Raw genomic sequence first — 15,693 nt, 5'->3', positions numbered from 1 at the left:
TTGGACTCCCCGCTTTTTCGATGGGACCATCGTACATGCGAACGGTCAAGTATTGCTAGACTTATTGATACTGATTCTCAATAAGAACACAGTTGCAAATATGTGAATGATTTTTTGACAATGTGTTTCACGTGAAACGCTATTATGGAGATTTAAAATATAACTTATATACTCATATATAAAAGGACAAGGTTTTTGGAAGGTGGTTTTAAAACGAATACCTCCCAGAATACCTCCCGAGTAATCGCGAGACGATTTCTTGTCCGAGCAATTCCGCCTCTTTGCGCAAGGCTCGTATTCGCTGCATCCATACTGAAGAAGCATTGCAACGAACCGCCCAAGGATGCGGGAAGCGAAAGCTATGAGAGCATGTCCCCAAAGAACCCGGATGCCTCTTAAGGCGCCCGGCTCCTTTGGGAGCGGTTCGACTAGCGGCGACGCGGGCGCAGGCGCAGGCATGCGAGGGCGCAGGCGCCCGCCAGCACGACGCAGGCCATCGCCACGCTGCCAAGCGAATCGCCGGTGCTCACGAGCGGAGACGGCTCGGCAGAGCCGGCGGCGGCGCCCTCGCTCCCCTCGCCTCCTCCGTTGTCGCTGCTCCCGCCGCCTCCCTCTTCTCCGCCTCCGCCGCCCAAGGCGGTGGCGCGGAACACCATGCCTCCTTGCTCGTACGTCGAGAAGCCGAGCGCGTACAGATAGCCGCCCACCGCAACGGCCGCAGGCCGGCGCACGCGCTCGGAGGAAAGCGCCTTGGGAAACGCCGAGAGCTCCTGCGCATCGTTTCCAAGCAGCGCCGTGTCGGCTCCCTTGTTGGGAAGGCCGACCATAGCCATACCGCCCTCGTAGCCCGCAAGGGCGAGAACGGGATAGTACAGGGAGTCGTCGTCCGCGGGCACGATGGCGGAGAGGTCGTCGACCGTCCATGCACCATTCGCATGGAGCAGGCGCATGAGCGTCGTTGCCTGGAAATCAAAGTCTGAATCGAAGCCTTGGGAGACATACAACAACGAGCCCGAAGCTACAACCTGGGGATACAGAAGCACTTGCTCGAACGCCAGCACTTCGTCGCCCGCGCCCGACTGCGGATCGTACGTTCGCACGCCCAGTATATCGCCGTTTCCGTCCGTGCCCCCTACCAGCACCAGCCCGCCTTCGAAAGCGGCAAGGGTGGACAGCTTGGAACCTTCTTCGCAGACCGCCTCATCAAGCCAGCCGTCGGCGGCCGCATTGTAGCGCCATGCTTGCTGCACGACCGTGCCGGTGTCTTCTTCGACGAACGACCCCAGAAGGTACAGCGCTCCCTCGCAGGTTGCCAAGGACGCGTACTGCACGTGCTCCTGGGGCAGATCGGCACACAAGCTCCACTCGCTTCGCTCGACGTCGAAACGCCAAAGGCCTTGTGCAAGGAAATAGTTGCTTTGAGAGCCAAGCAGGTACACATCGCCACCGCATGCCTCAAGCGCGCACACATCCACGTCGCGCTCGGCAAAGCCTTCCGCACCCATGGGCGAGGGAAGATTCCTCTCGTACAGGTTCGCGGACAGCGGCACGGAGGGCAGCGAGAGGCTCATCTTGGCGCGGGCCGACGTGCCGTTTTCCGCCGTCAGGGTGATTTCGACCACGCCGCTTTGCAAATCGGCGGGACGCTTCGCCAGCACCCTGTTCGCTTCCCACGACACGATCTCGGCCGGTTCCCCGTTCAGTGCGAGCGCGCCCGAGCCGGCGCCGAAGAAGTAGCCCGACACGGCCACCGTATCGCCGCCGTCGCCCGCCCCGATCGTCAGGATGGAGGGGGCGCGCTCACCGTCGGTTTTCGCAAGATCCAGATGGCCGTCCGTGGTGCAGGTGCCCTCGAACGCCGGCAGCGCGCTCACCGCGCCCCGCAAACGAGCGGCGCGCAAAGCGGCCGCCTTGGCAAGCGCGTCGGGGCCTTGCTGCGCGATCTCGTCATTGGTCTTCTCGTCGTACTCGTTGACCAGCACGGCCGCCGCTCCCGTGGCTACCGGAGCGGCCATCGAGGTGCCGCTGAAGACGTCATAAGACCCGAGCGCACCCTCGCCCGCCCCCACGCCGAAACAGTCGAAAACCAGGGAGTCGGCAGTCGGCGCGGCGGCGAAATCGTAGGGAAGGAGCGCCACGCAATGGACGGTCATGCAGCCGTCGGCGTCGAGAGCGACTTCCCGCACGCCCTCTTCCTCGATCAGGGCCTTCACGTTGAGCGTCGTCATCGACCAGCCGTCGACCATACGCAAGCGAGCGGTTGCAGCCTGGCTCTCGTTAACGGCGAAAACCGTTCGGCCGCCTTCGTCCACCGCGTCTATGCCGGAAATGCCCACGTACACCCGACCAGGATCGGCCTCCTTGAACTGGGGGTTCGTGCAGCGCAAGCTGAAGTACGTCGCCTTGTCGAGGTCGTCTTCGTCAACGCGCATCTTCACATCGAACGATCGAGCCGAAAGCGCCTTGGTGCCGACGGCGCAGGCGAGCTGCGCCAGATCGTCGGCACTCACCTCGTTCATCTGAGACAGCGAAACGCGCAAGGCTCCCGAGCCGGCATCGTAGCGGATCGAGTCTTCCACCCCTCCTATATCCGTCGGATTGCCTTGCTCATCGTCCGCCACGAGGCTGGCGCAAGAGGACGCGCCGTCTTTGTACGTCTCGAATGCCACCGGCGCGTTCGCCGGATCGTCGGGCGCCACCGCCTCGGGAAAGTAGTTCACCGTCTTGTTCGTGGGCACCGTCGACAGGATGGAGCTTCCCGGTGCCGCCAGGTTGGTGGTGTAAGCCCCGTAGTTGCTGTAGGCAGCCAGCTTTCCCGTGCTGTCCGACGCGTTGACGACGACCGCGTAGGGATTGTTGGCCAGCGCCGAGTTCGTGGCCGGGAGCTCGTCGGTGTCGTGGGAGTCGTTGCCGGTGGCGAACACCGATACGACGCCCTGCTCCCCCAGCTGGGTGATGGCAAGGCGCATCGCCGTGTACAGACTGGAGCCGCCCCACGAGTTGTTGATGACCTTGAGGTTGGTCGCCTGGGCTATTTCGCTCAGATAGGCATAGCCCCAAAGCTCGCCGCCCAGCGTGCCCCTGCCGTTGCCGTCGAGGTATTTCACACCCACGAGCTTGACGCCGTTCGCCACGCCGCTCGTGCCTTGGCCGTTCCAAGCGGCCGCGATGATACCGGCGCAGTGCGTGCCGTGCTCATCGTCATCCATGATCTCGTCTTCGCCCTTGCCGTTTTCGCTCACGTTGATGCCGTACTCACCGCCTTCGCCGACGATCTCCCGCAGCGACGCGCCGTCCCACATAACGCTTTTCAGATCGGGGTGGTTGTAATCGATGCCCGTGTCGAACACGGCCACCGTGCCGGCCGCATTGGCTTCCCGCGTGTTCCAGCCGGTCTGGTTGATATCGAAACCCGGCTGCGTGACGCTGTCGTCATGCTGCAAAACCATCGTTTCGCCCGAGTTTTCGCTAGCCCACTGGTACGACGTGAGGTCGGGTATCGCCTCCACCCCGTTCGGCAGGTCGTTCGCAGAAGCCAAGGCCGCCGACACCTCCGCAGCGCCCGACGCGTCGTCCGCGTCGGCAAGCTGCATCGTGTAGTTCGGTTCGGCCGACGCCACGCGCGGATCCTCCGCCAGCAGGCGCAGCAGCTCTTCGGTCGTGGTGCCCGCCTGCTTCACCAGCACGATGGATGCGGCGCCAACGCCCTCCGCACCGGCGGACGCCGGCGCATCGTTGGAGAGGGAATAGGCGGAAACCCCTTGGCCGAGAGCCGCCTCGTTCGCCACGGCCTCGCCCGTCGCTTCCCGATAGGCCGAAGCCGTCACGTTCATGAGCGGCTCGGCGAAGTCGAGCGGGCTGCCGTTGCGCGCCAAGGGCGCCGTCGCCGTGTTGTCCACCACGGCGATAGCCTCGCCTTCGACATACGGGCCCGCCGCCAGCAACTCGGCGAGCGATTCTTCAGTGAACCAAGAGCTCGCATCCGTCGCGTTCGCAAGGACCGGCGACAAAGAGAGCGCGGCAGGCGGCGAAGCCAGCGCGGCGGTGGGAACGAGCGCGCAGGAGAGGGCAAGCGCGCAGGAGAGGGAGAGGATTTTGCGAAGCATGGTCGAAGCGTCCTTTCAAGCAGCTTTTCGGGCAGGACTGGCAATCCGCTAACCGTTCCTTCGTTGCCTGAGCGCCGCCCCCAAGCCGAGGAGCGCCAGCAAGGAGGCCGCCGCCGCGACAGTCGCCAACGGGAGCGACCCGTCGCCGGTGGAGGCGAGCGGACGAGCCTCGTCGCCCGCATGCGGGTCGACCGGACTGGGCGGGTTGGGCGCAGGGTCGACGCCCGTCGGCGCGAACACCGCCGAGAACACGAGCGGCGCCGTCGCCCGACGCGCGAGCGTCGCCTCCGTCCCCGCCGCGGCCCCTGAAGCGTCCACCCACCGCGAGAACGCGTAGCCTTGCGTCGGCACCGCTGCAAAGGTGGCCAGGTCGCCCACCCGCACGTTCACCGAAGCGCGCTGCGCAGACGCGCCCGCCGCACCCGCAGACACCCTCACGGTGCCGCCCTCCCCTGCGTTCGCCTGCGCTTCGTACACGTTGGAGGCGAGGACGACCGCGTCGGGCAGGCGGTGCAGATGGCCGGTGCCTTCGTCGTCGCTTGCCACGGTGTAGCAAACGGAGCCGAGGCAGACGGAGCTTCCCGTCATGTCGGTGGTGTTCGTGGCGCAGGGGAGCGCCTCGAACGTGCGGGTTTCCGCACGGTAGAACGTCATCGAACCCGTGCCGTCCAGCGGCTCGTTCACGAGCACCACGCCGTTTCCGGCGGCCGCCGCGGCGCTCGGCGCCTTGGACGCCACCGGCTCGGGCACGAACCCGCTCGCGGCCTCGTCGGCCCACGCTTCGCCGTCGAAGGCCAGCATGTGCAGCCTCGTCATCCCATCCCCGTCGGTGTCGGACTCATACATCGGCAGGTACAGTTTGTCCTCCACCTGCATCAACAGAGTGCGGCTTCCCAACGTGAGGGCTCGGTCGACCGTCTCCTGCGGAAGGGGTGCCTCCGTCTGCTCGCCGGTTGCCGGGTCGTAGAACGTCACGACGTACGGATCGGTCTTCGGGTTTGCCCTGCTGCCATCCCGAACCCACACGAGCTTGCCGTTGTACGCGCCCAGCGTGACGTCCTTGCTGCCGTCATGATCGAGCGTAACTCCGTCCTGCTCCACCACCACCTGCTTGTCCGACCACGTGCCGGCGGCGATGTCGTAGGAATCCAGCGTATAGCGCAGGTTGTAGACGAAATACTTGTCAGGCACCGCAGGCTCGCTCTCGTTGCTCAAACGGTACAGCTTTCCGTCGGCGTAGGCGAACGAGCAGGCGGTCGTGCCCGAAGCGTCGAGCGGCGCGGCTAGCTCGGTCCACCTGCCCGTTTCCGGATCGTCGCATCGGTACAGGTACCGTCCCAGCGCGTCGACGAGGAACAGGTTCTCGGCGTCGGCCAGCAGCACGCCGCTGACCGTGGCCTCGCCCCGTCGGGGCAGCGCGCCCAGCTGCACGAGCCCCGGCTGCGCCGCACCGCCTTCGTCCGGAGCCTCGAGGAAGCATCGGCCGGTGAACGTGCGCCCGTCTGTTTGCACTGCGTACGCGACCGTGGCGTTGGCCGGCACGACCTTTCCGGCTTGGGCGAAGGCGCGCTCGACGCCTTCCCAGGCCAACTCAAGATGTCGGTCGCTCGAATCCGCAGCCCTCACCGCCGACCCCACGTCCACGCCGTCAAGGACGACGGAGGCGCCGGAGAGCGCGCGGCCGCTCACCTGCAGCGCGTCGCCGACACGCCTGACGCTGTAAGCGGTGGGCGCGAGGGCGGGGTCGGCTCCCAGCGCACGGGCGAACGTGAAGCGCCCGTTCGTGGCGACGGGCTTCTGTCCCTCGGGCAGCTCATCGGTGGAGCCGAGCAGGCGACCGCGCAGGTCGAGGACGGATTCTCCGCCTGCGCCGCCGTACAGCGCGGCCAGCACGGCATAGGCACCCGACGCGGCTGGTGCGGCCATGGAGGTGCCGCTAGCCTGGAGATAGGACCCCGCCGCAAGGTCCGGCGCACGCCCGATGCCGATGTTGCCCACGCTGACCGAGCACGCGCCCGGCACCGATTTCGAGCCGAGAACTTGAATGTTGACCACGACGACCTCTTCGTTGGTATCGATGGCAACAGGTGTCGCAGCGAAGCTGTTCCGGCTTGCATAAAACCTGCTCAAACTCTCGCCGGCAACGCCGCCTGTCATCGTCACGCTCAGATACGCTACGCCGTCGCTCGGCGACACCAAGCCTCCCGTAATGCCGAAGCACACGTCATCGGGAACCTGCGCCGCTTGGTAGAACGGGTTTTCGATGCGGAAAGAGAACGAGACGTTCTCCCCCTCCGGCTTATCCACGCGCAAGCCGGCCGTTCCCGCGTAGCCGGCGAGATCCGACCCGTCGGAGATCCGCAACGTACCCTCGGCAGCTTGTGTCTCGAACTGGTCCAACGTCGCATCGGCGAACGAGGTGTAGAAGTAATTCGCACCCTGCCCCTCACGTTCCTCGCCGGGCTTGATGACGGTGGTGCCGGCGAGCGTCGGCAGGTAAGACGCGGCCGCGAACTTATCCGATTCCGTCGGATACGTTGAAAGTATCTCGTGACCGGGAAACGCCACGTCGACATTAGCAGCCCCGTAGTCGCTGAACGAGGCTAGGTCGCCGCGCGACGTGCTGGCCGCGATGGAGAGCAGGTAGGGACTTGTGTTGCTGGCCTCGAGGTGGGCCGATTCGTCGGCATCGCTGCTGGCGTTCCCCGCCGCGAACACGCTCATGACGCCAGCACGCCCTAACTGGTCGATCAGGTACTCGAGGATAAGCGACGTGCCCCAGTCGCCCCACGAGTTGCTGATGGCCACCACGTTGACCCCCGCCTTCTTCGCTTGGAGCACGTACTGGTAGCTTGCGACGGCCGCATCGGTGAACGTGAGGCCCTCGCTGACGTCATCGGCGATCTTGAGAGCCATGATCTGCGCGGCTCCGCCCGACGTTCCAACGACTCCTGTGCCGTTGTTGCAGGTTGCGGCTATGGTGCCCGCAACATGCGTGCCGTGGTAAGAGAGATCCGGCAGAGGGTCGTCGTCGTTGCAGGCGAAGTCGTAGCCGTGCGCGCCGGGCAAACCGATGGTTCCGGGGTTCGTCCACATGCTGCCGGCAAGATCGGGATGACGGTAGTCGACGCCTGTGTCAATCACGGCGACGACGACCGGATCGGGCTTGGCGGCGGCCAGCGCCTCATAGGCCGCCGGGAAGTCGATGCCGTTTACGCCGACGAGCGACCAGAGATTGTCGGGCGCACACGGGTCGTCGGTAAGATCGTAGGGAAGGTCGGGGGTTTTCTGGTTCGTCACGAACGGCGTCGTTTGCGCGTCGAAGGCGTCGCTCGCTTGGCTCAATGCCGCAGCGCCGTCTCCCAGAACCTCAGCCGCGGCATCCTCGCTTGCTTGCGCCACCTCGGCCTCCAACGTTTCCGCCATCTCCGAGACGCCTTCGTCGGTTTCCAGCTCTATCTGGTAGTTCGGCTCGGCCACGAGCACGTCGGGACGCTGCTGCAGCTCGGCGATGAGGTCGGCCGTGCTCGCGCCCTCCTTGGTCACCACGGCCACGCGAGCGTTCTCGGACGCCGTGCGCACGGCCGTCTTGGCCGGCGTATCGGCCGCAGAGCCCCAGCCGTCCGACGCGGCGCGCACCGAACGCGCAACCGCCAGCCCCTGCGCGGCGCCGGCATCGACCTCAGCGGCAAGCACGTTGGCGACGTCCGCTGCGCCAAGCGTGTCGCCCAAGCCGTTCTCCTCCGCCGTATCCGCGTCGACAGTCACGTCGAAGTCCTGCTTGACGGAGAACCCGTCCGCCTCGAGGGCGGCCGAACCGGCTTCCAAGGCGTTGCGGCCGCGCGCCGCAGAAGATTGTTCGACCGGCAGATACAGCACGACTGCCTCGCCCTCCGCATAGGGACGGGAAAGGTCGACGCCGTACGCCGGAGCCGCCTGGGCGGCAGGAGCCGGTTCGGCACCTGCCGGGACGGGAACGAGTGCCGCAGCAAGGACCACGGCGCTCGCAAGGGATACGGCCTTTCTCACGACAGTGCGCATGTTACCTCCGACCTTGCGGGTTCATTCCCGGGCTTCGCTCTGCCTCGACGCGTCCGCGTTTGAGGCGCACGAAGGCCGCAACCATGCCGACGATCGCCAGCAGGGCGAGCGCCGCGACGGAAGCCATCAGCGGAATCGTGCCGTCGCCCGTGGAAACGAGCGGCTTCGCCTTGCCGCCCGAACCCGGATCGACGGGCTGCGGCGCAACGAGCTCCACCCTCAGGTACGCGTCCTCGAAGTTACCGAGGGCGTAGGGCTCGGCTGCCAGCGTCAAGAACTGCCGCGCGCTGGCAGCCGAAGCGCCCTTCCAGGCGTTCGCTCGCAGGTCGTTCACGGGCACGATGGCGGCATCAACGGTCGCACGCTCGGTCGCGGAGCCCGCGCCCACCGCAGGCAACGTCCCGAGCCCGAAACCCTCGGCGTTCGTGGCGCCGCCCCAGGCCTCCACGTTGCCGGAAAGCGCTATGCCCGTCGCCGTCGAGACGCCGTGATACGCCGGCCCGGCGCCGATGCCGGGAGCGCCGCCTGCGGTCGCCGTGTCGGTTCCCGCCGTGGCCGTCACGCTACCGCCGACGATGGAGATGCCGGACACTGTGCTGTTCCCCTGGTCGGCGTAGCCGCTGCCGATCCCCGCCCCGGCGCCGATGCCGTAGAGCGTGTCGTCGGCTTTCGTCTGAGGCTCTTGAACCTCGGAATCGCCGCCCTGCGCCACCACCGTACTGTTCACGATGCGTACGTCCGAAAGCGTGGAATCGCCCGTGTTGGCGTACCCGCTGCCGATGCCGGGCGCTCCGACCCCGCCCGTAGCCGTGACGGTGCTGTTCTCGATGACGATGCCCGACACCGCGTTGGTATCGGCAGACCAGCCGCTGCCGATACCGGCCGCCGCCTCGCCGCCGACGGCCGTGACCGTGCTGTTGCGGATGGTGATGCCGGTCACGGTCGAGGGATCGTTTATATAGCCCCTCCCGCCGATTCCGGGAGCAGTGGGCCCGCCGATCGCCGTGATCGTCGCGTTCTCTATGGTGAGGTTCTCGAAGGGGCCCAAGGCGCCGATAGCCGCTTTGTTCGAGCCGCTCTTCGCTTCCAAACTCGCTCCGTCCTCGATGCCGACGATGGACAGGGCGCCTTGGTTGACCCTGAGGATGCCGCTGCCCCATGTCGACGCGTCCAGGACGTTGCGTCCCTTCAGGTTCAACGTGACGTCGCCCGCAGCGCCGAGGTGGATGCAAGCGATGGTCGGGGGATTCGTAATATGCACGTTGTCCAGCGTGATGACGGGCGAGGCGCCGGAACCCACCCCGATCCAGCCGTGCGTTTCGGTAACTCCGGGGGCCATCTTCACCACGTAGTCGCCCGAGCCGATAATATCAAGCCCTACCTTTTTGTAATACTCGTACTCGCTTGGATCCACCTGGCCCCCTTCGGGCGTGGTGATAAGCAGATCGGGCGGCGTCTCGAAGTACACGTTCTGGTACGCGCCCGCATACGTGTCGAGCGCTATCGACTCCATGGCGTACTCGCGCTCAAGCTGCGACTCATCGAAGGAATCGCCCGACCACAGGCTGAAGCAGAGACCGGTTGTCGGGCTGATGGAGCCGCCCTCGAACACGACCTCGGTAGGGTTGTCGGGGTCGGTGTCGTTCACCTCGCTGGGGCCGAACGCGGCGGCTCGGTACGAGCATTCGTCCGCGAACCGTCCACCGGGAGCGCCGACGGCCTCCACGTCGCCGCCGGAGATGGCCACGTTGCGGACAGCCGTGCGGCCACCGGAGGCTTCGTACCTGTTCGGCCTGATCGAGCCGCTGCCGATGCCCGATCCGCCGCTGTCCTCGCCCGCCGTTGCGGTTATCGTGCCGCCCGAGATGGTGAGGCCGTCCAGCTTCGATTCGAAGTCCGCGGTGCCGCTGCCGATGGCTGGGGAGAGCCCGCCGCCCCGAGCCGTCACCACGGTGTCGTCGCCCGCTAGGGAAAGATCTTCCACGAGGCTCGTCCAGGCCGCGCCGCTGCCGATGGCCGGGGCACTCGTGTACGCCGTCGCAACGACGGTTCCTCCTGTGATGGAGAGGTTCCGCGCAAGGCTCAGACATTGGTCGCCGCCATCGCCTACTCCCGAGCCGATGGCCGGGGCGCTGCCGCCCGACTTTCCGCCTTGCGCGTCGACCTTGCCACCGCTGATGGAGATGCCACCGGCGACGGATTCGAAGGCCCTGCCGCTGCCGATGGCCGCGCCGCCGGTCGCGTTCTTCTGATGGGCGTTGGCGGAAACGGCTCCGCCGCTGATGAAGATGGCTGTGGCGCTGCTCAGCCCGTTTTCGGCCCCCGCGTAGCCGCTGCCGATGCCGGCAGCCCACGCACCGCTTTGCGCCGCGACCGCGCCGGCCTCGATGAAGATGTTCTTGGCGATGCTGTCGCTCTTGGCCGCGTAGCCGCTGCCGATGCCGGCCGCGCCGTAACCGCCCGTGGCGTTGACCGTGCCGCCTTTGACGACGATGCGCGACGCGCGGCTGGCTCCGTCTGCCGCGAACCCCGCGCCGATGCCCGCGCCGCCGTAGCCGCCAAGGGCGGTAAGCGAGCCGGTGGTGGCGCCGTCGCCGTCTATGCTCGTGATGACGAGCTCCTCTTTCCCGACGAGAACGTCCTTCGGATTGTCCTTCTGCAGGCCCGCGCAGTCCTTCGCGCTTGCCAGCGAGCTTTCGCCTTGCAGCTTCAATGTCACGGTGCCGGCCTCCTTGAGTATATGGAACGCGGGCATGCCGGAGTTGATGGTCGTGTCGATGCGAACGCCGTTCAAGGTGACGGCGGGCGATGCGCCGGCGGCGATGCGGATGCCCGTCGTCGACGCCTCTGCGCCCTCGGCCATGCTTATGACGTAGTCTGCCGATTCGGTGAGCACCAGGGCGCCGTCTTGGGCGAACTCGTACGCGCCGCTGCCCTCCTCAACCTTGAGCGTGTCCTTGGCCGGCGACGGCGCAAGCTCCATGCGCAAATAGGCGTCGGCAAAGTCGTCGAGATCGTAGCCGAACGAAAGCATGGCGAACTGCTTTTCATCCTCGGCCGAGGAGCCCTTCCAGGCGTTCGCCCGCTGGCCGTTCACGGGAGCGATGGCGTTGCCGTCGGTCGTACGCTTTGCCGCAGAACCCGCGCCCACGGCGGGCAGCATTGCGGGCCCGACGTTCGCGGCGTTCGTGGCACCGCCCTGAGCAGCCACGTTACCGGAGAGCGCGATGCCCGTTGCCACCGAGGCGCCCCGAAGCGCCGGCCCGGCGCCGATGCCGGGCGCGCCGCCCGCTCCATCCGCGTCGATACCCGCCGTGGCCGTCACGTCGCCGCCGACGATAGAGATGCCGGACACCGTGCTATCGCCCGCTTCGGCGAACCCGCTGCCGATGCCCGCACCGGCGCCGACGGCATGCGGCGAGCCCTCGTCGCCTTCTCCCTCGACCTCTTCGCTGTCGGAACCGCCGCCTTGCGCCACGACGGTGCTGTTCGCAATGCGCACGCCCGAAAGCGTGGAGTTGCCCGCATCGGAATACCCGCTGCCGATGCCCGGCGCTCCGAAGCCGCCCGTAGCCGTGACGGTGCTGTCCTCGATGACGATGTCGGACACCGCGTTGTCGCCGCTCGCCCAACCGCTGCCGATACCGGACGCCGCCGCGCCGCCGACGGCTTCGACCGTGCTGTTGCGGATGGTGATGTCGGACGCGGTCGCCGAGCCCTTCGGGCTGACGCTCGCGCCGATGCCGGGAGCGTACGTCCCGCCGATCGCCGTGATCTTCGCGTTTTCGATGGTGATATCCCCGCACGTGACGCCTTCGTTCGACAGGACGGTGCCGATGGCGGCATGCGAGTAGCCGCCCGTCGCCTTCAAGCTCGCCCCGTCCTCGATTCCGGCAATGAACAACTCCCCCTGTGGGTGCGTGGCAACAGCCGATCCGTACTTGCCCGACGCCACGCTCAGCGTGTTGCTCCCTTTCAGGCTCAGTCTGGCAAAGCGAACCTTGGACAAGTCAACGCACGCGTGGTCGGAGGTGCTGGCAATGTTCACGTTGTCCAACGTGATGCCGCACACGTCGCCGGAAACGGCAACGAGGGTGCGCGCCTCCGTTGCGCCCTCGGCCATCTTGACCACGTAGTCCCCGTCCTTCTGGATGTTCAGGATGACGACATCCCCGTCCTTGTCGTAGGAGTAGGCGCCCTCGTCCACCGGGCCGCCGCCCGCCGTGGTCAGCACCAAGCCGGAGCAAGGCGCGAACTCTACACGGGTGTAGGCGCGCGCTCCCTCCAACTTCGTCAGATCGACGGATTCGGCGTTGCCGGCTGCCAGCTGCGCCTTGTCTGCCGACTCGCCCGTCCAGACGTTGGCGCGCAGCTCAGTCGCAGACAGGGGCCGCGCGATGCTCGCCTCGAACGTCGCCGTGGTGGGATCGTCGGGATCCGTGTCGTTCACCTCGCTCGGGCCGATGCCGGGTGCGGTGTAGCTGCATGCGTCCGCAAGACGGCCGGGAGCACCCGTCGCAGTAACCGAGCCGCCGGAGATAACCACGTCGCTCGTGGTCGTGCTACCGCCGGTGTAGCCGGACACGATCGCGCCGCTGCCGATGCCCGACCCGCCGCTGCCCGCGCACGCCGTGGCGATGACCGTGCCGTCCGAAATAGCGACGCCGTCGGCATCCAACTGGGGGTCGGTGGAAGCGCAGAGCTTCGATTCGATGCGGGCGGCGCCGCTGCCGATGGCGGGAGCGTACGTGCCTCCCGTGGCCGTGACCGCACCGCCCGAGATGACGATACCTTCGGCGGTGCTCGTGTCGGAATAGCCGCTGCCGATGGCGGGAGCGTACGTGTAAGCCGTCGCCTCGACGGTTCCGCCGCTGATGGAAATGCCGCGAGCAAGCGACGAGCCGCCTTCCGTTCGGTCGAACGACCCCGAGCCGATGGCCGCGCCGCTGTAAGGGGCGAACCCGCTTTCGGCCTTGACGCTTCCGCCGCTGATGGAAATGCCGGCAGCGATGCTCGTGCCGGCCGAACCACTGCCGATGGCCGCGCCGCCGCTGTAGTTCTTCACGTAGGAATTGGCCGTCACCGTGCCGCCTTCGATCCCGATGTTCGTGGCGCTGCTCACCCCGCCCTCGACCCACGTGTAGCCGCTGCCGATGGCGGCCGCGCGTCCCCCGCTCTGGGCATGCACCTCTCCACCCGTGACTTCGAGATGCGAGGCGTAGCTTCCGGCGCCGTCCGAAAGCGCGCTGCCAATGCCGGCAGCGCCGAAACCGCCCATGGCGTTGACGGTTCCGCCGCGCACGGCGATGTACTTGGCAATGCTGTCGTCCACCGACTCGTGCCCCGAACCGATACCCGCGCCGCCGTAGCCGCCTGCGACGTTGAGCGTTCCCGAGGTGGAACCCGTGCCCTCGGCGCTGTCGATGACCAGCGCTCTCGACGCATCCTCCTTCTGCACGCCCGCGCACCCCTTCGCGCTGTTCAGCGTGCTCTCGCCCTTCAGCAGCAGCGTCGTCTTGCCATCGTTTTCGGGGCCGTTGCCTTCGATGAAGAACGCCGGCATGTTCGTCTGGTCGGTCGTGTCGATGCGCACGCTGTCAAGCGTGATGGAGGGTGCCGTTCCGGTGGCAACACGAATGCCCGTGGGCGACGTCGTTGCATCCCCGACCATGCCGACCGTGTACGCCTCCGACTCGGTGAGCACCAGCACGCCGTCATCGGCGATTTCGTACGCGCCGCCGGTCACGACGAACGCGTTGGCGGCAGGGTCGGCATGAGGGGCAGGGACTGTTTTGAGCGTGTTGGACGTTTCGTCAGACTCGCCGTTCGTCTCTCCGAGCAGCGTGTTGGCAGGTTGGCCGCCCGAACCCTCGCGCGTCGTATCGACTGATTCGTCGTTCGTCACCGTTCCGTGGGCCGGATCGTCGGCCTCCTGTCCGCCCGAGCCCTCGCCGGCCTCCGCATCGGCCGCGCCCACCCCGGCACCATCTCCTCCGGCAGCCGCGCCTTCGGCGTCGTGCTGGGTTGCCAGCGGAAGAGCCGTGTCGGCGAACGCTTTCGCGATATCCGCCCGACCGTATCCCGGTAGCGCCAGCAACGTTGCGCAGAGCACGCAGAGCGCTGCCTTCCCAAGCCTCGACATCGCCATTGCGTCTCCTTGTCAGCGTTCCATTCGGTGACGCCGAGTATAGGGGTACGAAAACAACAAGAGTGCAACACGCCAAGCTGCCAACGGCACGCCAAGGTGAAACGCCGTCAGGGCGACCACGCATCGCGACTTCGCAGACAGGGCACGCCACAAGCTATCGCGACGTTGTCAAAGGAATTGAGAAAAACCTTCGGTGCGCCGAGTTTTCTCAATTCCTTGGCAAAGCGGGCATCTGGATGCCCGTGCTTCAAGCGCGGGGTCCCCGAAAACGAAAGCGCCCCCTTCGCGCTGTGCGGAGGGGGCGCCGATGAAGCGTGGGAACAATGCGTCTTACAGCGAGAAGTCCTTCTCGCCGCTGAACACGGCCAGGGCGTCGGCCACGGAGTAGTCGGCCAGCGTGATGGCGCTGATGGCCTTCGTCAGGCGGACGGCCTCGTCCAACGAGCGCTGGTGAATGTTGCGGCCGGTGGCGTTGCCCACGGCGCCGCCCGTGTGGATCTGGTCGTACAGCTGCGTGAGGAACGTCTCGGCGTCCACCGTGGAGCCGCCGGCGCACACGAGGCCCGTGCGGCCGGACGCCATCGTGGCAACCTTGAGGGCCTCGGCCGGAGCCGTGCCGTCCTCGGGCTTCGGCGGGTTCACCTTCACGAAGTCGGCGCCGAGGCACAGGGCCACGCCCGCCGCGCCGGCGATGAGCGCCGGATCCTTCTCGGCCGTGACGGCCTTGCCGCGCGGGTAGATCCACAGCACCACGAGCAGGCCGTTGGCATGCGCCTGGGCGATGAGCTCGCCGGCCTCGGCCATCATGGTGGACTCGTACTCGCTGCCCAGGTAGATGGTGTAGCCGATGCCCACCACGTTCACGCCGGCCTCGCGCATGGCCAGCACGGCGTCGAGATCGTAGAGCTGCGGCGAGTAGGGGTCATCCTGCTTCGTGCCCACGAGGTTCGTTTTGGAGTTCATCTTCACGAGGTAGTTGATCTCGGGATAGTCGGCAGCGTACTGCGCGATGAGGCCGCGCTGGCCGGCGAGCACGCCGCACACGCCCTGGCGGCCGATCTCGAAGAGGTGCTCGGGCTTGGCGTCGGCGATGTCGATGCCCTCGCCGTAGAAGTCCTTGTTGAGGTGCTCGATCTTCTGGTCGCACGCGAACAGCATGAGACGACCCGTGCCGCGCGTGGCCTTCAGGTAGTTCTCGATGTACTCGTCACGGGACTCCGGCATGACGTCGGCCGGCACCCTCACCTGATCACGAGTAATTTGGGGCATGATTTCCTCCTTATAGGATCTCAGTCGCAAAGGCAACGCTGCCTTAATCGATGAGGATATTCTAGCCAATGGGCGGAACCGACCGCGCCGATTCACCGAAAAACCCGTGAACAATCAGGCGAACGGGAT

4 protein-coding genes are annotated in these 15,693 nt (G+C 66.4%); all 4 read right to left on the bottom strand.

Annotated features, from left to right (window positions below):
* Positions 1-428: 428 nt before the first annotated feature.
* The 4 genes from HCH03_RS02025 to HCH03_RS02010 all read right to left on the bottom strand — a co-directional run bounded on the left by HCH03_RS02025 (position 429) and on the right by HCH03_RS02010 (position 15,564).
* Positions 429-4,106, bottom strand: a complete 3,678-nt coding sequence (locus tag HCH03_RS02025; protein WP_221688142.1) for a S8 family serine peptidase — start codon at positions 4,104-4,106, stop codon at positions 429-431.
* 48 nt (positions 4,107-4,154) lie between these two features.
* Positions 4,155-8,147: a S8 family serine peptidase gene (locus HCH03_RS02020; RefSeq protein ID WP_221688141.1), complete on the bottom strand. Its 3,993-nt coding sequence runs from the start codon at positions 8,145-8,147 to the stop codon at positions 4,155-4,157.
* 1 nt (position 8,148) lies between these two features.
* Positions 8,149-14,295 carry a beta strand repeat-containing protein gene (locus HCH03_RS02015; RefSeq protein WP_221688140.1) on the bottom strand — a complete coding sequence of 2,049 codons (6,147 nt, stop codon included), beginning with the start codon at positions 14,293-14,295 and terminating at the stop codon, positions 8,149-8,151.
* 330 nt (positions 14,296-14,625) lie between these two features.
* Positions 14,626-15,564 (bottom strand): aldolase, encoded by a 939-nt coding sequence (locus HCH03_RS02010; protein WP_080144251.1) that lies wholly within the window; start codon positions 15,562-15,564, stop codon positions 14,626-14,628.
* Between the last annotated feature and the right edge of the window lie 129 nt (positions 15,565-15,693).

The organism is Gordonibacter massiliensis (ex Traore et al. 2017), assembly GCF_019731765.1.
GTDB lineage: Bacteria > Actinomycetota > Coriobacteriia > Coriobacteriales > Eggerthellaceae > Gordonibacter > Gordonibacter massiliensis.
This window is presented reverse-complemented; position numbering and strand designations above follow the sequence as displayed.